The sequence below is a fragment of the Microbacterium sp. EG9 genome, from assembly GCF_059759475.1.
The window spans coordinates 1,866,541-1,882,833 of the sequence record NZ_CM186217.1; the positions used below are offsets into that span (position 1 = coordinate 1,866,541).

Consider the following 16,293-nt stretch of genomic DNA (forward strand, 5'->3'; position numbering starts at 1 on the left):
ACTGAACCTTGTACCTGAATCACTTTTCAGGTAGCGTCCACGTCGCGGCATCCCCCCGCCGCACCGCGCTCTACAAGGAGGTATCAGCGCATGGCTTCAGCCACCCCGCCAGACACCACGCAGCCGTCGTCCGGGCTCCGCCGGGTCGTCAGCGCCTCGATGGCCGGCACGATCGTCGAGTGGTACGAGTTCTTCCTCTACGCCACGGCCGCGACGCTCGTGTTCAACCTGATCATGTTCCCCCCGTCGGACGATCCGTACGCGGGCATCATCGCCGCCTTCGTCACGTACGCCGTCGGGTTCGTCGCGCGCCCTCTCGGCGGCATCGTCTTCGGCCACTTCGGCGACAAGTACGGACGCAAGAAGCTGCTGCAGCTCGCGATCATCCTCGTCGGCGTCGCCACCTTCCTGATGGGGTGCCTGCCCACCTTCCAGCAGGTCGGCTACTGGGCTCCGGCGCTGCTCGTGCTGCTGCGCTTCGCCCAGGGCTTCGCCGTCGGCGGAGAGTGGGGCGGCGGTGTGCTCCTCGTGGCCGAGCACTCCCCCGACAAGACCCGCGGCTTCTGGGCCTCGTTCCCCCAGGCGGCCGTCCCCATCGGCAACCTCGTCGCCACGATCGTCCTGCTCGTGCTCAGCCGCACGCTCTCCCCCGAGGCCTTCCTGGCGTGGGGCTGGCGCGTGGGCTTCTGGCTCTCGGTGGTCATCGTCGCGATCGGCTACTACATCCGCACGAAGATCACCGACGCGCCGATCTTCCTCGAGGCGCAGAAGGAGGTCGAGGAGCAGAAGCACGTGCGCTACGGCGTCTTCGAGGTGCTGCGCCGCTACCCGCGCGGCGTGCTGACCGCGATGGGCCTGCGCTTCGCCGAGAACATCATGTACTACCTCGTCGTGACGTTCTCCATCACCTACCTGAAGATCGCGCTCGGCGTCGACACGGCCGAGATCCTCGGGATGCTCGTGATCGCCCACATCGTGCACATGATCGTGATCCCCCTCGTGGGCGGCCTCGCCGACCGGATCGGCCGCAAGCCCGTCTACGCGATCGGCACCGTCGGCGCCGCCGCCTGGGGCTTCATCGCCTTCCCCATGTTCAACACGACGCAGCCGCTCATCATCATCCTGGCGATCTGCCTGGGCCTGGTCATCCACTCGTTCATGTACGCCCCGCAGCCGGCGATCATGTCGGAGATGTTCCCGACCCGCATGCGCTACTCGGGCGTCTCGCTCGGGTACCAGGTCACCTCGATCGTCGCCGGCTCGCTCGCCCCGATCATCGCGACCGCACTCCTGTCGGCCTACGGCACCTACATCCCGGTCGCGCTGTACCTCGCCGTCGCCGCCGCCATCACGCTCGTCGCGGTGGTCTCGATGCGCGAGACGAAGGGCAGCTCGCTCCACGAGCTCGACCGCGTCGACCGCGAGCGCCTGGTGGCCGAGACCGGCACGGTCCGCGTTCAGGCCGGCCGCTGACCGCGGACGGCGAGGGGGCGGATGCCGCGGCCTCCGCCCCCTCGCCGCCCGATCAGTCGCGCGTGGCGAGCAGCGCCCACTCGGCCAGGAGCGGCGGGACGGCGAGCCGCACGAGGCGGGCGGCGTCGCCGTCCCGTCGCGCGAACGTCTTCATCCGGCCAGTACGCCCCGGCGGGTGTCGGCCGCGTCGGTAGGCTGAAGGGATGAGCGACGGTGCGGCACGAGCGATCCGACGCCTCCCCGACGGCACGGTCAAGCAGATCGGCCCGCTGACCGGGACGCGGGTGTGGACGGTCCCGGGCCGGGCGAGCCGCCCTCTGGCGCTCGCCCGCGACGACACCCGCCGGCTCGGCCCGGGCGAGGATCGGCGGCTCTGCGCCTTCTGCGTCGACCGCTACTTCGAGACCACGCCGGAGAAGGCCCGCCTGGTGGGACCGCGCTTCGAGGAGCTGCGACGCGTCCCCGCCTCCGCACTGAACGACACGGTCGCCGAGTTCCGGCGCTTCGCGAACCTCTTCGAGATCGTCTCGGCGGAGTACTGGCGCGAGAACCACGGCTTCCGTCAGCCCGCGCACGTCTTCCGGTGGGCCGAGGAGTACCTGTCCGACCCCGTCGGGCGCGTCCACCTCGAGAAGCTCGCCGAGATCCGCGCGCAGGCCGCGGGCACCGAGACCAGCCTCGAAGAGGCGGCTCTGGATCTGCTCGGCGGCTCCCACGACGTCGTGGTGGCGCGACGCCATGTCGTCGACGGCGCGACCACCGACGCCGAGCTGGCCTCCTCGGGCACCCTCACGCCCGACGAGCACGCCGCGTACGTCGCCTTCACGGTGCGGGCCCTCGCGGAGATCCAGGCCGCGCAGCCGCACGCCGCCTACGTCAGCGTGTTCCAGAACTGGCTGCGCCCCGCCGGTGCCTCCTTCGAGCACCTCCACAAGCAGCTCGTCGCGATCGACGAGCACGGGCCGCAGGTCGACCACGAGCTGCGGCTGCTGTCCCACGATCGCGACCTCTACCAGCACGAGATCGCCGACCTCGCCGTGGCCGAACGCCTCGTCGTCGCCGCGAACGACGGCGCCGTCGCGTTCGCCGGCGTCGGCCACCGCTATCCCGCCTTCGAGATCTTCTCGACCTCCGACGCCAATCTGCCGCAGGACCACACGGATGCCGGCATCCGCGCCGTGTCCGACCTGCTGCACGCTCTGCACGCCGCCACCGGCGTCCACGTCCCGACCAACGAGGAATGGCACTACCGACCGCCGGGTGCACCGTGGCCCATGCCGTGGCGGGTCGTGCTGAAGTGGCGCATCTCGACGCCCGCCGGATTCGAGGGCGGCACGAAGATCTACGTCAACACGATCGATCCGTGGGAGCTGCGCCGCCGCGCGGTCGCGACGCTGCACGGGCTGCGCGACGCGGGCGCCCTGGCCACCGGCATCCGCATCGGCGATGAGTGCACGCCGGACGACGCCGTGCTGCACTATGCGGACCCGGCGTGAGCTTCCCGTTCGAGCGCCTGCGTCGCGCGCCCGACATCGAGGGTGAGGGTCTGGTCGCCGCGGATGCCGCGGACCGGCTCATCCTCGACGAGTCGGCGGCGTTGCGCACCGCGGCGGGGCCGGGTGAGATCGTCGTCATCGGGGACGGCTACGGCGCCCTCGCACTCGGCGCGGCCTTCGCCGGCGCGCGTGACGTGCGGGTGCACCAGGACGCGCTTTCGGGCGAACGCGCGCTCGGCGCGAACGCGCAGACGCTCGGCCTGGACGACCGGGTGTCGTCGGGTGCTCTGGACGCGGCGCTGGTGTCGGGGGCGCGCGTCGTGCTGCTGCGACTGCCGCGCGCGCTCGATGCGCTGCGCGACATCGCCGGGCTGATCGCTGCACACGCGGCATCCGATGTCGTCGTGGTCGCCGGCGGGCGGCTCAAGCACATGACCGTCGCGATGAACGACGTGCTGCGCAGCGCGTTCGACACTCTCGACGTCACGCATGCGCGGCAGAAGTCGCGGGTGCTGATCGCCCGCGACCCGCGCGGCGGCGGCGATCCCGTGCCGGCCGCGGCGCGCATCGACGGGCTGGAGGTGCGGGCGTTCGGCGGCGCGTTCGCCGGCGCGCGACTGGACATCGGCACGCGCGCGCTGCTGGCGGCGCTGGACGCGGCGCCCGCCGCCCCGGCGGGCGGCACCCCCGACGATCCCTGGATCGACCTCGCGTGCGGCACCGGGATCATCGGCGCCTGGCTCGCCCGGCGGCATCCGGCGGCCCACGTGTACGCGAGCGACCCGTCGGCCGTCGCCGTGGCATCCGCCCGGGCGACGGCGGCCGCCAACGGCCTCGCCGACCGCGTGATGGTCGCTCGTGCCGACGGTCTGGAGCAGCGCGCGGACGCGTCCGCGTCGTTCATCGCCCTGAACCCGCCCTTCCATTCCGGCGCCGCGCTGACCGCGGGCATCGCCGAACGCCTGTTCGCCGACGCGGGACGGGTGCTGCGCCCCGGCGGCGAGCTGTGGTGCGTGTGGAACTCGCCCCTGCGATACCGACCCGCACTGGATCGGCTGGTCGGTCCGACCCGTCAGATCGCGCGCGACGCGAAGTTCACGGTGACGGTGTCGACGAGGCGCTGATCCCGCCGGAGCGAGCGACGGGCCGCCCGCTCAGACGATGCCGGCGCGGATGCCGTCCAGCGAGTCGGCGACCTTGGGGAGGCGCTGAGCGAGCACGCCGTCGAGCTCGAACAGGCGCTCCCGGGCGTCCTGCAGGACGCGGGCGCCCTTGGAGGTGACGTGGAGGTCGCTGGCCGCTCCGGCGTGGGCCGTCGCATCCTGGACGAGGCCGTCGTCGACGAGCGTGCGGACGGCGGTGTGCGCCGACTGCACCGTGATGTGAGAGCGGCGGGCGAGCTCGGAGAAGGAGATCCCCGGCTCGGCGTAGATGTGCCCGAGGAGGCCGAACTTGCGGGTGCTGATGCCGAGGTCCTTCAGGATCGCCGCCAGCTGCTCCTCCCACATCGCCGAGACCGCGAGCAGCGCGATGACCGGACTGAAGCGGGGGCTCTCTTGGGTCATGGCCCCATGCTAGCGAGCCACCGGCGTGCCAGAGGGTCGCCGTACCGTGACTGTTCCCGACCGATCCTCGCCGTTCGCGACTCACCCCTCCGGATCGTCAGCCCTTCGCGCCGCCCGGAGGGCCGAGGATCAGGAGCACCGCGAAGATCGCGACGACCGCGACGAGGATGCCGACGAACAGCAGCCAGGGCCGGCGCAGGAACCACGCCAGCGGCGCGTCGTACCAGCGCGCATCGGCCGCGTCAGCGGCCTGCTCGACACGCCAGGCGCCCGCGAGCAGGCCACGACGGTGCACCCACAGCTCCGTCGGGACCGTCGCGTAGGGGATGATCGCGGAGATCAGGGCGACGGCCGTCGGAGCCGCCGGCCAGCGGTTGTTCAGCGCGACGAGCACGACGGTCGCGCCGTAGGAGAGGAACACGAATCCGTGGATGCCGCCGCCGATGGTGACCGCCGGCGCCCAGCCGGTGGTCGCGCGGACGATGAGCCCCGCGATGAGCAGCGTCCACGACACGGCTTCGGCGAACGCGAGCGTGCGGAACAGGGACAGGGGTGTGCGGAGCATTCCTTCAGCATAACTGAAGGAAGGATCGATGCCTGAGCACTCCCTGTGAGGCCCGGCCGGACGCCACCGAGTCGTGACACCGCGCGCGCCCCCTGCCGAGATGCTCAGGGAGCAGGTCGGCAGGGGGCGCGCGCGGGGCTCGGCATCCACCTCACGGTGACGCGATCAGAAGTCCCAGTCGTCGTCCTCGGTCGCGACGGCCTTGCCGATGACGTACGACGAGCCCGACCCGCTGAAGAAGTCGTGGTTCTCGTCGGCGTTCGGCGACAGGGCCGACAGGATGGCGGGGTTCACGTTCGTCAGCTGCGACGGGAACATCGCCTCGTAGCCGAGGTTCATCAGCGCCTTGTTGGCGTTGTAGTGCAGGAACTTCTTGACGTCCTCGGTCAGGCCGATGCCGTCGTAGAGGTCCTGCGTGTACTGCACCTCGTTGTCGTACAGCTCGTACAGCAGCGAGAAGGTGTAGTCCTTGATCTCGTCGCGCTCGGGCTGGGTGAGCTTCTCGAGCCCCTTCTGGAACTTGTAGCCGATGTAATAGCCGTGCACGGCCTCGTCGCGGATGATGAGGCGGATGATGTCGGCGGTGTTCGTCAGCTTCGCCTTGCTCGACCAGTACAGCGGCAGGTAGAAGCCCGAGTAGAACAGGAACGACTCCAGCAGGGTCGAGGCGACCTTGCGCTTGAGCGGCTCGTCACCACGGTAGTAGTCCATGACGATGTGGGCCTTCTTCTGGAGGTTCGGGTTCTCCACCGACCACCGGAACGCGTCGTCGATCTCCGGCGTCGAGCACAGCGTCGAGAAGATCGACGAGTAGCTCTTCGCGTGCACCGACTCCATGAACGCGATGTTGGTGTACACCGCCTCCTCGTGCGGCGTGATCGCGTCGGGGATGAGCGACACGGCGCCGACGGTGCCCTGGATGGTGTCCAGGAGCGTCAGCCCGGTGAACACCCGCATCGTGGTGGTCTGCTCGTCGGGGGTGAGCGTCGCCCACGACTGGATGTCGTTGGACAGCGGCACCTTCTCGGGCAGCCAGAAGTTGTTCACGAGGCGGTTCCAGACCTCGAGGTCCTTGTCGTCCTGGATGCGGTTCCAGTTGATCGCCTGGACGTGATCGATGAGCTTGAGCGGCTCAGAGGGGGTCATGATTTTCCTTCAGCGGTCGTTGAACGCAGCGTCACAGCATGCAGCTGACGCACTCGGACAGGTTCGTGCCCTCGAGTGCCATCTGACGCAGGCGGATGTAGTAGATCGTCTTGATGCCCTTGCGCCACGCGTAGATCTGCGCCTTGTTGATGTCGCGCGTGGTGGCGGTGTCCTTGAAGAACAGCGTCAGCGACAGGCCCTGGTCGACGTGCTGCGTGGCCGCGGCGTACGTGTCGATGACCTTCTCGTAGCCGATCTCGTACGCGTCCTGGTAGTACTCCAGGTTCTCGTTCGTCATGAACGGCGCCGGGTAGTAGACGCGGCCGATCTTGCCTTCCTTGCGGATCTCGATCTTCGACGCGATCGGATGGATCGAGCTCGTCGAGTTGTTGATGTACGAGATCGAGCCGGTCGGCGGCACCGCCTGCAGGTTCTGGTTGTAGATGCCGTGCGCCTGGATCGACGCCTTCAGCTCACGCCAGTCGTCCTGGGTCGGGATGTGGATGTCCGCGAACAGCTCGGCGACCCGATCGGTCTGCGGCACCCACTCCTGCTCGAGGTACTTGTCGAAGAACTCCCCCGACGCGTACGTCGAGTCGGCGAAGCCGTCGAAGGCCGTGCCGCGCTCGATCGCGATGCGGTTCGAGGCGCGCAGGGCGTGGAACAGCACCGTGTAGAAGTAGATGTTCGTGAAGTCGATGCCCTCTTCCGACCCGTAGTGCACGTGCTCGCGCGCGAGGTAGCCGTGGAGGTTCATCTGACCCAGGCCGATCGCGTGCGAGCGGTCGTTGCCGTCCTCGATCGAGCGGACCGAGCGGATGTGGCTCTGGTCGCTGACCGCCGTGAGCGCACGGATCGAGGTCTCGACCGTTCCCGCGAGGTCCTTCCCGTCCATCGCGAGGGCGATGTTCATCGAGCCCAGGTTGCAGGAGATGTCCTTGCCGATCTGGTCGTAGGACAGGTCCTCGTTGTACGAGGTCGGCGTGTTCACCTGCAGGATCTCGCTGCACAGGTTGGACATGTTGATCCGACCCTTGATCGGGTTGGCCTTGTTCACCGTGTCCTCGAACATGATGTACGGGTAGCCCGACTCGAACTGGATCTCGGCGAGGGTCTGGAAGAACTCGCGCGCGTTGATCTTCGTCTTCTTGATGCGCGCGTCGTCGACCATCTCGCGGTACTTCTCGGTGACCGAGATGTCGCCGAACGGCACCCCGTAGACCTTCTCGACGTCGTACGGCGAGAAGAGGTACATGTCCTCGCCGTTGCGGGCGAGTTCGAACGTGATGTCGGGGATCACGACGCCGAGCGAGAGCGTCTTGATGCGGATCTTCTCGTCGGCGTTCTCGCGCTTGGTGTCGAGGAAGCGCAGGATGTCGGGGTGGTGCGCCGAGAGGTAGACGGCGCCGGCGCCCTGACGCGCACCGAGCTGGTTGGCGTAGCTGAAGCTGTCTTCGAGCAGCTTCATCACGGGGATGATGCCGCTGGACTGGTTCTCGATCTGCTTGATCGGCGCGCCCGCCTCGCGGATGTTGCTCAGCAGCAGCGCCACGCCGCCGCCGCGCTTGGACAGCTGCAGTGCGGAGTTGATGCCGCGGGCGATCGACTCCATGTTGTCCTCGATGCGCAGCAGGAAGCAGCTGACGAGCTCGCCGCGCTGGGCCTTGCCGGTGTTGAGGAACGTGGGGGTCGCCGGCTGGAAGCGGCCGGAGATGATCTCGTCGACGAGCTTCTCGGCGAGCTGCTGGTCGCCGTCGGCGAGCCCGAGGGCGGTCATGACGACACGGTCCTCGAAGCGCTCGAGGTAGCGCTTGCCGTCGAAGGTCTTCAGCGTGTAGCTCGTGTAGTACTTGAAGGCGCCGAGGAACGTCTCGAAGCGGAACTTCGCGCCGTACGCCCGGTCGTTCAGGCGCTGGATGAACGCGAACGGGTACTTCTCCAGCACCGCGCCCTCGTAGTACTCCTTCTCGACGAGGTAGTCGAGGCGCTCCTGCAGCGAGTGGAAGAACACGGTGTTCTGGTTGACGTGCTGCAGGAAGTACTCCCGCGCGGCGCGCTTGTCGGCGTCGAACTGGATCTGGCCGTTCTCGCCGTAGAGGTTGAGCATCGCGTTGAGGGCGTGGTAGTCCATCCCCTCGAAGCGCGCGTCGGTCTTGAATGTCGCCGGGCTCACTGCAGCTTCCACCATCGTTCCAATCCGTCGCTCACACGAACGACGTCGTCAGGCGTGCCGAAAAGTTCGAGCCGATACAAGTGCGGCACGGTGCACTTGCGGCTGATGATGTCACCGGCGCGACAGAACGACTCGCCGAAGTTGGTGTTGCCCGCGGAGATCACTCCGCGGATGAGGTGACGATGGTGCTCGACGTTGAGGAACCGGATCACCTGTCTGGGGACGGCCCCCTTCTCCTCGCCACGCCCCTGGCCGCCCCCGTAGGTCGGTGTCACGAGCACGAACGGCTCGTCGACCTCGAGGGGGGCGTCGCCAGGGGTGAGCGGGATGCGGGCGGCCGGCAGGCCGAGCTTCTCGATGAAACGCGCCGTGTTGCCCGACACACTCGAGAAGTAGACGAGCAGCGGGGCGCTCGTCAGCGTCGGCATCTCAGGCCAGACGGCTCGCGAGCTCGTCGATCTTGTCGGGACGGAAGCCCGACCAGTGGTCCTCGTCCGTGACGACGACCGGCGCCTGCAGGTAGCCGAGCGACTTCACGTGCTCGAGGGCCGCCGGGTCTTCGGAGAGGTCGAGGACCTCGTAGTCGATGCCCTTGGAGTCCAGCGCGCGGTAGGTCGCGTTGCACTGCACGCAGGAGGGCTTGGTGTACACCGTGATTGCCATGTCGTTCTTTCTCTCCCTTGATCCCAGCGGATCGATCTCTGCGGTTGTCGTCGTCTTGTCGCCTGTGGTCCCGGCCCTACCCCCGCCGGGAGTCCAATACTACATATGGGTACGGACGTTGGATAGCACCACAAGGGCTAGTAGTTACATCCGTGTAGTTTTGCACCGTTCTCCCCATGTACAACACAGGTTGTCCACCGTTTCATCCACAGGAGGCCGAGCGATCCGGCGTCGGGAAAAAGCCTGAATCACGGGCATTTCCCCCGGGCCGCGCCCGCTCATCCACAGTTCGGACGCTAGCCGCCGCCTCCGACACTCCCGGGCCCGTGGAATGGGGTCGTCGGCGTGTCGCGGCATCCCTCGGGCGTGTCGCGATGTCGCCCCCGACGGGTAGCGTGGAGGGGTGGCGGGATACCGGGAATTGCTGCGCACGCAGGGCGTGGCTCGCATCATCGCGGCTCAGCTGACGGCGCGGTTCCCGAACGGCATGACGAGCCTCGCGATCCTGCTGCACGTCGAGCAGATGACCGGGTCGTACGGAGCCGCCGGTCTCGTGCTGGCGGCGGCATCCGTGGGTCAGGCGACGGCCGGCCCCGTGACGAGCCGGTGGATGGGCCGATGGGGCATGCGCCGGGTGCTCACCCTCACGACGACCGTCTGCGCCGCCGCTCTGCTCGCCCTCGCCCTGATCCCCATGGGCGTCGTGGGTTACATGGTGTTCGGCCTCATCGCGGGCCTGTCCACGCCGCCCGTGCAGTCCGCGGTGCGCACGATCTACCCCAAGCTCGTCAACGCACGGCAGCTGACCGCCCTGTTCTCGCTCGATGCGAGCCTGCAGGAGATCATCTGGATCCTGGCGCCCGTCGTCATCACGGTCGTCGCCACGCAGGTCGGCACGGTGCCGGCGCTCCTGCTCATCGTCACGATCCTCGCTGCCGGCGGCGCGTGGTTCATCCTCTCCCCCGAGGTCGGCCGGGTGCGCATCCCGCGCAGCCGCCGCGCGTTCGGGAAGGTGCTCGGCAAGCCCGTCGTGCTGCTCGCCACCGTCATCGGCTTCCTCCTCATCGGCGCCTGCGCCGCGGTCGAGGCGGCCGTCGTCGCGACATTCGGACACGGCGGCCTCGAAGCCGGTCTCGTGCTCGCCGTCTTCTCCGTCGGCAGCCTCGCCGGCGGCCTGGCGTTCGGCCACATCCCCATGGGGCCGTGGGCGATGGCGCGCCGCATGAGCGTCGTCGCGGTCGGACTCGTCGCGGCGGTCTTCGTCGTGGGCGGCATCGGCGCCTCCACGCCGTGGTGGATCGGGGCGTGCCTCGTGATCGCGGGCGTCGGCATCGCGCCGGCGCTGGCCGTCATGTTCGCGATGACCTCGGCATCCGTGAAGTTCAGCGAGACCGCCGAGGCCTACGGATGGATCGGCACCGGACAGCTCATCGGCGCCGCGCTCGGCTCCGCCATCGCCGGGTTCCTCATCGACGGCACCGGCCATGCCGGGGCGTACGCGGCGGCCGCCGCCTTCGCGATCGTCGGGGCGCTGGTCGCGACCGCCTTCGTCCGCGGCTTCCCCGACCTGCGCGGCCGCGACGCGAGCCCCATCCCCGACACCGAGCCGGTCCCCGTCATCACCTGACGCCCCGCCCTGCTCGCGCGTACGAGGGTGCGGCGCCCCGCGCGTGCGGGGTGCGGGCACACGCCCGAACTGCAAGGGATGCTGCGAGACACGCCGCATCCGTGCGCGCGGAGTCGGCGTGTCGCCCGCGGGGCCTTGCCGTTCGGTCGGCGCGACCCGGGTGCCGAGGCGCCCGCGGCTCAGGCGATGCGTCGGAGGATGTGCAGGAGCGCGAGGGCGTACGCGTCCTCGGGCTGCGGATGCTCGAACACGTGGCGCTCGCCCGCGAACTCGATCTCGACGCGATGGGTGTCGGTCAGCCGCTCCAGGCGGCGGAACGCGCCGCGCAGCAGCTCGCGCAGCTGATCCTCGCGCGGCAGCCACAGCGCGTCGGTCTGCGCGACCGAATCCAGCGCCCACTCCGTCGTCCCGTTGAACGCGAGGATCGCACCCGTCGCGTACTGGCGGGGTTCGATCGTCATCTCACTGACGGTGAACACGTCCGCTTCGAACTCCGGCTCGTCGAGCTGGAAGCGGTCACCGGATGCCGGGCGCCACACGAGCCCCGCATCGCGGAGCGCGACGGCCAACTCGGTCGAGATCATGCCCCCATCCTCCCCCGCCCGCGGCGCGGCCGGGCCATCCCGCGACGCCCCGGCCGCGCCGGGCATCGCGGCACGCCGGACCGAACTCCTCCAATCTCGCACGCCCCGGCCGCCTCACCGGCTCTGAGGCCCCGACCCGGCTCCAGGCGGAGGAGTTCGGGACACGCGACCTCGACGCCGAACGGCCCGACTCCCTCGGCGAGGGGCAGGATGGAAGGGTGAGTGACTTCGATCCGACCCCGTACCTCCCCGACGACCTGCTCGAGCGCATCCGCTCGCGCGCCGCGGCGGTGGATGCCGAGAACCGGTTCCCCGACGAGGACCTCGCCGAGCTGAGGGACGCCGGGTATCTCGCGATCCTCGTCCCGACGGCGCTCGGCGGCGCGGGACTGGGCCTCGCCGAAGCGGCGGTGCTGCAGCAGCGACTCGCGAGCGCCGCGCCGGCCACCGCGCTCGCGATCAACATGCACCTCGTGTGGACGGGCGTGGCGAAGGTCATGTCCGATCGCGGCATCGACGACCTGCGGTTCGTGCAGACCGGCGCGGTCGCCGGCGAGGTCTTCGCCTTCGGTATCAGCGAGGCGGGCAACGACCTCGTGCTCTTCGGCAGCGACACCGCCGCCGTCCCCGGACCCGACGGTTCTTATACGTTCACGGGGACGAAGATCTTCACCTCGCTCGGCCCGGTCTGGACCCAGCTGGGACTGCACGGACTCGACACGACCGACCCGGCGAACCCGAAGATGGTCTACGCCTTCGTCCCCCGCACCGACGCCGTCGACACCCGCGACGACTGGGACACCCTCGGCATGCGCGGCACCCAGTCGCGGACGACGGTGCTGAGCGGCGTCGTCGCCCCCGCCGACCGGGTCGTGCGCCGTGTCGACCCGGGCCCGAACCCCGATCCCATCGTGTTCGGCATCTTCAGCGTGTTCGAGGTGCTCCTGGCATCCGTCTATACCGGCGTCGCGCGTCGGGCGCTCGATCTGGCCGTCACCGCCGCCAAGACGCGGAGCTCGAAGAAGACCGGCCGTCCCTACAGCGACGACCCCGACATCCGGTGGCGGATCGCCGAGATGGCGCTCGCCTACGACGGCCTGCTCCCCCAGGTCGCGGCGATCGCGCACGACGTCGACGCGCTCGTCGACCACGGCGGACTCTGGTTCCCGAAGCTCTCGGGCCTGAAGCATCGGGCGGTGGTGGCCGCCAAGCAGATCGTCGACGAGGCGATGCTCGTCGCGGGCGGCTCGTCCTACTTCACCCGCAACGAGCTCAGCCGCCTGTACCGCGACGTGCTGGCCGGCATGTTCCACCCGTCCGACCCCGAGTCGGCGCACGCGACCGTCTCCGCGGCCTGGCTCGGTCCGGTCGGCGCCTAGCCTCCCCGACCGCGCGCGCCGCCGCATCCACCCCGCCGCGCCCACCCCGCCGCGCCCCGACCGAACTGCAAGGGATGCCGCGCGACGCGCCGTGGGCGGCGCGCCGGACCCCGCGTGTCACACCAACGGCCTTGCAGTTACGGCGCCCGGCCCGGCCCGACAGCCCCGCCGACGACGCGGTCAGCGGGTCTCGAGGTCGTACGCCTTGAGCAGTTCGGCGACGGCGAGGTCGCGCTGATCGCCGCCCTCGGCGAACATGTGGGCGACGTGCGTGCGCAGGTGGTTCTCGATCAGGAGCTTGTCGAGCGAGGCCAGCGCCTTCTGGATCGCCCGGGACTGGGCGATGATGTCCATGCAATACTCCTCGCCCTCGATCATCCGCGCGAGCCCGCGCACCTGTCCTTCGAGGATGCTGGTGCGGTGCAGGGCGCGCTTCTGGATGTCTTCGATCACGCGGCCAGGATACGCCGCGTGCGAGACTACGGGGATGGCGCCCACTCCCACGCAGCTGCTCAGCCCGGCCGATCAGGAGCGCCGGCGAGCTCTGCGGGTGATGAAGGGCGTCGCACTGGGCGCGCTCGTGCTGATGGCGGTCGTGTTCGTCGTCGCCTTCATCCTCCAGGAACGCTATCCCTGGCTGGAATACGTCCGCGCGGCGGCGGAGGGCGGCATGGTCGGCGCCCTGGCGGACTGGTTCGCGGTGACGGCGCTGTTCCGCCACCCGCTCGGCATCCCCATTCCGCACACCGCGATCATCCCGCGGCGCAAGGACGAGATCGGCCGCACCCTCGGAGAGTTCGTCGAGACCAACTTCCTCGAGGCCGAGGTCGTGCGATCGAAGCTCGAGTCGACCCCCATCGCCCGCACCGCCGGCACGTGGCTGAGCGAGCCCGCCCACGCCGAGACGGTGGCGGGCGAGGCGTCGGCGGTGGCCTCCGGCATCCTGCGCGCCCTCAGCGACGACGAGGTGCAGGACCTCATCAGCGACCTGGCGCGCGAGCACCTGCTGAGCCCCGAATGGGGTCCGACCGTCGGCGCGTGGCTCGGGCGGGTCGTCGCGGCCGACGCGCATCGCGGCGCCGTCGACCTCGGCGTCGACAGCATCGCGGCGTGGCTGCGGGCGAACCACGAGGCCTTCAGCGGGCTCGTCTCCCGGCGCCTCCCCTCGTGGGTGCCGTCGGTGGCCATGCGCCTCGTCGACGACACCGTCTACAACGAGGCGGTCAAGTTCGTCGCGGCCATCCAGGCCGACCCCGATCACCCGGCGCGGCGCGCCGTCGACGGCTACCTGACCCGTCTCGCCGAGAACCTGCAGAGCGATCCGACGACCATCGCACGCCTCGAAGACGCGAAGACCGCGGTGTTCGACAGCCCGCGCGTGCGCGAGCTCGCCGCCGACGCATGGAACACCGCGAAGACGGGACTGCTCGCGGCGCTGGCCGACCCCGAGAGCGGTCTGCGCCGGCGCGTGACGGCGGCGCTGGTCGAGATCGGCGAGCGTCTGGCCACGGATGCCGCGCTGCAGCACCGTGTCGACGACCGGATCGCGGACGCGGCCGTCTTCGTCGTCGACCGCTACCGCCACGACATCGCCTCGATCATCACCGACACCGTCGAGAAGTGGGATCCGGCCGAGACGACCGAGAAGATCGAGCTGATGGTCGGCCGCGACCTGCAGTACATCCGTCTCAACGGCACGATCGTCGGCGCCCTGGCCGGCCTCGCGATCTTCGCGGTCGCCCACGCGCTGCTCGGCTGAGCACCCCTTTTCGACGGCGCCGACGTCGGCGGTGCCATCTGGATGCGGGCACCCGGCGCGCAGTAGCCTGACGGCATGGACGATCCGGCCGACGATCTTCTCTTCACCTACGGCACCCTGCAGTACGCCGAGGTGCAGCTGGACACGTTCGGACGCCTCATCGCCGGCGAGCCCGACGTGCTCCCCGGCTACACGATCGACTACGTCGAGATCGAAGACCAGCGCGTGGTCGACCTCTCCGGAGCCTCCGTGCATCCCGTGCTCCGCGAGACGGGCAACGCCGTCGACAAGGTCGTCGGACGGGTGCTGCACCTCACGGCCGACGAGATCGACGCCGCCGACGAGTACGAGGTGTCGCTGTACCGCCGCGTCCGGGTGAGGCTCGGCAGCGGCCGGACCGCGTGGGTGTACGTCGGCTGATGGCGCTCTCCCACGATCCGCTCTGGCCTCGCGCGGGCGACTGGCCCGCGATCAGCGACCTCGCCGCCGGTGATCGCCTCGACGCCGCGCTGCTCGGCGCCCCCGCCTTCCGCACCTCGCTGTCGCCCACCGGGGCGCACGCGACGCCCGCGGCCGTGCGTGACGCGCTCCGCCGCTTCAGCCCGACGCTCATGGGTCCCCCGCCCGTCGACCTCGCCGATGCGCTCCGGCTCGCCGACGCGGGCGACGTCGCCGACCCCGACGGTCCCGACGGAGAGGCACTGCTGCGTGCGCGCGTCGGCGAGCTGCGGGAGCGCAGCGAGCTGGTGATCGCGATCGGCGGCGACAACTCGATCACCTACGCGGCGGCCCAGGGCGCGGATGCCGCCGGTCTCATCACCCTCGACGCCCATTTCGACCTGCGCGACGGCGCGTCCAACGGCTCTCCCGTGCGGCGGCTGGTCGACGACGGGCTCGATCCGCGCCGCGTCGTCCAGGTCGGCATCGCCGACTTCGCCAACTCCGCCGCCTACGCCCGGCGCGCCGCCGACCTCGGCATCCGGGTGATCACCCTCGACGAGGTGCGGCGCCGCGGGATCGACGACGTGGTGGCGGAGGCGCGCGAGATAGCGGGACGCGGGGGCGGCGGCATCCACCTCGATGTCGACGTCGACGTGTGCGACCGCGCGGTGGCGCCCGGGTGCCCGGCCTCCGTGCCTGGCGGGCTGCAGGCGTGGGAGCTGCGGGCGCTCGTGCGCGGGATCGCCGCCGCCCCCGCGGTGCGCAGCGCCGATATCGTCGAAGTGGATGCCACGGCCGACGCCCCCGACGGGCGTACGGTGCGGCTGGCCGCCCTGTGCGTGCTGGAACTGCTGACGGGCCTCCACACACGAAAGGTGTCTGCATGACGACGCTCGTCCTCGTCCGCCACGCGAAGAGCGACTGGGGAGATCCCGGCCTCGACGACCACGACCGCCCCCTCAACGCCCGCGGCCTGCGCGATGCGCCCGCCCTGGCGGCGCGGCTGGCCGGCACCGGCATCCGGCTCGAGGCCATCCTGTCGTCGACGGCGCTGCGTGCCCGCACGACGGCATCCTTCTTCGCCGAAGCGTTCGGCCTCGACGCGGAGCTGGACGGCGACCTGTACGGGGCTGCGGCGGCCACGCTCCTGCGGGCGGCCGCCGACCGCGGCGTTCCGGCCGTCATGGTCGTCGCGCACGACCCGGGGATGACCGCGCTCGCGGAGCGGCTCTCCGGCGGCGGGATCGGTCATATGCCGACCTGCGCCGTCGCGACGTTCGTGTGGGCCACCGACGACTGGGATGTCGCGACGGCGACGGATCCGGAGCAGTGGAGCTTCGACCGCCCCTGACGCCGCGGGGCGCAGGGCGTTTCGACTCGCGGCGCAGCCGCTCGCTCAACGACCAGGGGGGCGAGACGGGG

17 protein-coding genes are annotated in these 16,293 nt (G+C 70.1%); 9 read left to right on the forward strand and 8 right to left on the reverse strand.

From position 1 onward, the window contains the following. Positions 1–90 precede the first annotated feature (90 nt). From AC6CQV_RS08800 to AC6CQV_RS08810, 3 genes are all read left to right on the forward strand, one after another. The gene (locus AC6CQV_RS08800; RefSeq protein WP_060959413.1) at positions 91–1,473 is read left to right on the forward strand and encodes an MFS transporter; all 1,383 of its coding nucleotides are present in this window, start codon (positions 91–93) and stop codon (positions 1,471–1,473) included. Positions 1,474–1,676: 203 nt separating this feature from the next. Further along, positions 1,677–2,969, forward strand: coding sequence for a DUF4921 family protein (locus tag AC6CQV_RS08805; protein WP_205282618.1), 1,293 nt, complete (start codon positions 1,677–1,679; stop codon positions 2,967–2,969). Then, entirely contained in the window at positions 2,966–4,093 is a 1,128-nt protein-coding gene (locus AC6CQV_RS08810) for a class I SAM-dependent methyltransferase (protein WP_498259256.1), read from the forward strand. The genes AC6CQV_RS08805 and AC6CQV_RS08810 overlap by 4 nt, the downstream gene beginning before the upstream one ends. Positions 4,094–4,123: 30 nt before the next feature. Here the strand turns inward: AC6CQV_RS08810 and AC6CQV_RS08815 are convergent, their stop codons facing one another. The 6 genes from AC6CQV_RS08815 to nrdH all read right to left on the reverse strand — a co-directional run bounded on the left by AC6CQV_RS08815 (position 4,124) and on the right by nrdH (position 9,081). Next, positions 4,124–4,534, reverse strand: coding sequence for a MarR family winged helix-turn-helix transcriptional regulator (locus AC6CQV_RS08815; RefSeq protein WP_060959411.1), 411 nt, complete (start codon positions 4,532–4,534; stop codon positions 4,124–4,126). Between the two features lie 97 nt (positions 4,535–4,631). Continuing rightward, the gene (locus AC6CQV_RS08820) at positions 4,632–5,099 is read right to left on the reverse strand and encodes a DUF3817 domain-containing protein (protein ID WP_498259257.1); all 468 of its coding nucleotides are present in this window, start codon (positions 5,097–5,099) and stop codon (positions 4,632–4,634) included. A 165-nt stretch (positions 5,100–5,264) separates the two neighbouring features. Continuing rightward, complete coding sequence (nrdF, locus tag AC6CQV_RS08825) at positions 5,265–6,245, reverse strand: class 1b ribonucleoside-diphosphate reductase subunit beta (protein ID WP_005052315.1); 981 nt, start codon at positions 6,243–6,245, stop codon at positions 5,265–5,267. Positions 6,246–6,276: 31 nt separating this feature from the next. Beyond that, positions 6,277–8,433 (reverse strand): class 1b ribonucleoside-diphosphate reductase subunit alpha, encoded by a 2,157-nt coding sequence (nrdE, locus tag AC6CQV_RS08830; RefSeq protein WP_498259258.1) that lies wholly within the window; start codon positions 8,431–8,433, stop codon positions 6,277–6,279. Further along, positions 8,415–8,846: a class Ib ribonucleoside-diphosphate reductase assembly flavoprotein NrdI gene (nrdI, locus tag AC6CQV_RS08835; protein ID WP_060959403.1), complete on the reverse strand. Its 432-nt coding sequence runs from the start codon at positions 8,844–8,846 to the stop codon at positions 8,415–8,417. Before nrdI ends, nrdE begins: the two co-directional genes overlap by 19 nt. A gap of 1 nt (position 8,847) precedes the next feature. Next, entirely contained in the window at positions 8,848–9,081 is a 234-nt protein-coding gene (nrdH, locus tag AC6CQV_RS08840) for a glutaredoxin-like protein NrdH (RefSeq protein ID WP_005052310.1), read from the reverse strand. A gap of 403 nt (positions 9,082–9,484) precedes the next feature. Between nrdH and AC6CQV_RS08845 the strand changes: the two genes are divergently transcribed. Then, positions 9,485–10,708: an MFS transporter gene (locus tag AC6CQV_RS08845; RefSeq protein WP_205282614.1), complete on the forward strand. Its 1,224-nt coding sequence runs from the start codon at positions 9,485–9,487 to the stop codon at positions 10,706–10,708. A gap of 179 nt (positions 10,709–10,887) precedes the next feature. On the opposite strand, the gene AC6CQV_RS08850 is transcribed toward AC6CQV_RS08845, so the two are convergent. Continuing rightward, positions 10,888–11,292, reverse strand: coding sequence for a hypothetical protein (locus AC6CQV_RS08850; protein ID WP_060959401.1), 405 nt, complete (start codon positions 11,290–11,292; stop codon positions 10,888–10,890). Positions 11,293–11,510: 218 nt separating this feature from the next. Between AC6CQV_RS08850 and AC6CQV_RS08855 the strand changes: the two genes are divergently transcribed. Next, positions 11,511–12,671: an acyl-CoA dehydrogenase family protein gene (locus AC6CQV_RS08855; RefSeq protein WP_498259259.1), complete on the forward strand. Its 1,161-nt coding sequence runs from the start codon at positions 11,511–11,513 to the stop codon at positions 12,669–12,671. Between the two features lie 180 nt (positions 12,672–12,851). On the opposite strand, the gene AC6CQV_RS08860 is transcribed toward AC6CQV_RS08855, so the two are convergent. Further along, positions 12,852–13,124, reverse strand: coding sequence for a metal-sensitive transcriptional regulator (locus AC6CQV_RS08860; protein WP_060959399.1), 273 nt, complete (start codon positions 13,122–13,124; stop codon positions 12,852–12,854). A 34-nt stretch (positions 13,125–13,158) separates the two neighbouring features. Here AC6CQV_RS08860 and AC6CQV_RS08865 point away from each other — a divergent pair, with 34 nt between their 5' ends. The 4 genes from AC6CQV_RS08865 (at position 13,159) to AC6CQV_RS08880 (ending at position 16,222) form a co-directional block, all read left to right on the forward strand. Next, a complete protein-coding gene (locus AC6CQV_RS08865; protein WP_498259260.1) occupies positions 13,159–14,430 on the forward strand; it encodes a DUF445 domain-containing protein in 1,272 nt (423 codons plus the stop codon). Positions 14,431–14,505: 75 nt separating this feature from the next. Next, positions 14,506–14,850, forward strand: coding sequence for a gamma-glutamylcyclotransferase family protein (locus AC6CQV_RS08870; protein WP_060959397.1), 345 nt, complete (start codon positions 14,506–14,508; stop codon positions 14,848–14,850). Further along, the gene (locus AC6CQV_RS08875; RefSeq protein WP_498259261.1) at positions 14,850–15,758 is read left to right on the forward strand and encodes an agmatinase family protein; all 909 of its coding nucleotides are present in this window, start codon (positions 14,850–14,852) and stop codon (positions 15,756–15,758) included. The genes AC6CQV_RS08870 and AC6CQV_RS08875 overlap by 1 nt, the downstream gene beginning before the upstream one ends. Beyond that, on the forward strand, positions 15,755–16,222 hold the full coding sequence (locus AC6CQV_RS08880) for a SixA phosphatase family protein (protein WP_061782155.1): 468 nt from the start codon (positions 15,755–15,757) through the stop codon (positions 16,220–16,222). The genes AC6CQV_RS08875 and AC6CQV_RS08880 overlap by 4 nt, the downstream gene beginning before the upstream one ends. Positions 16,223–16,293: the final 71 nt, after the last annotated feature.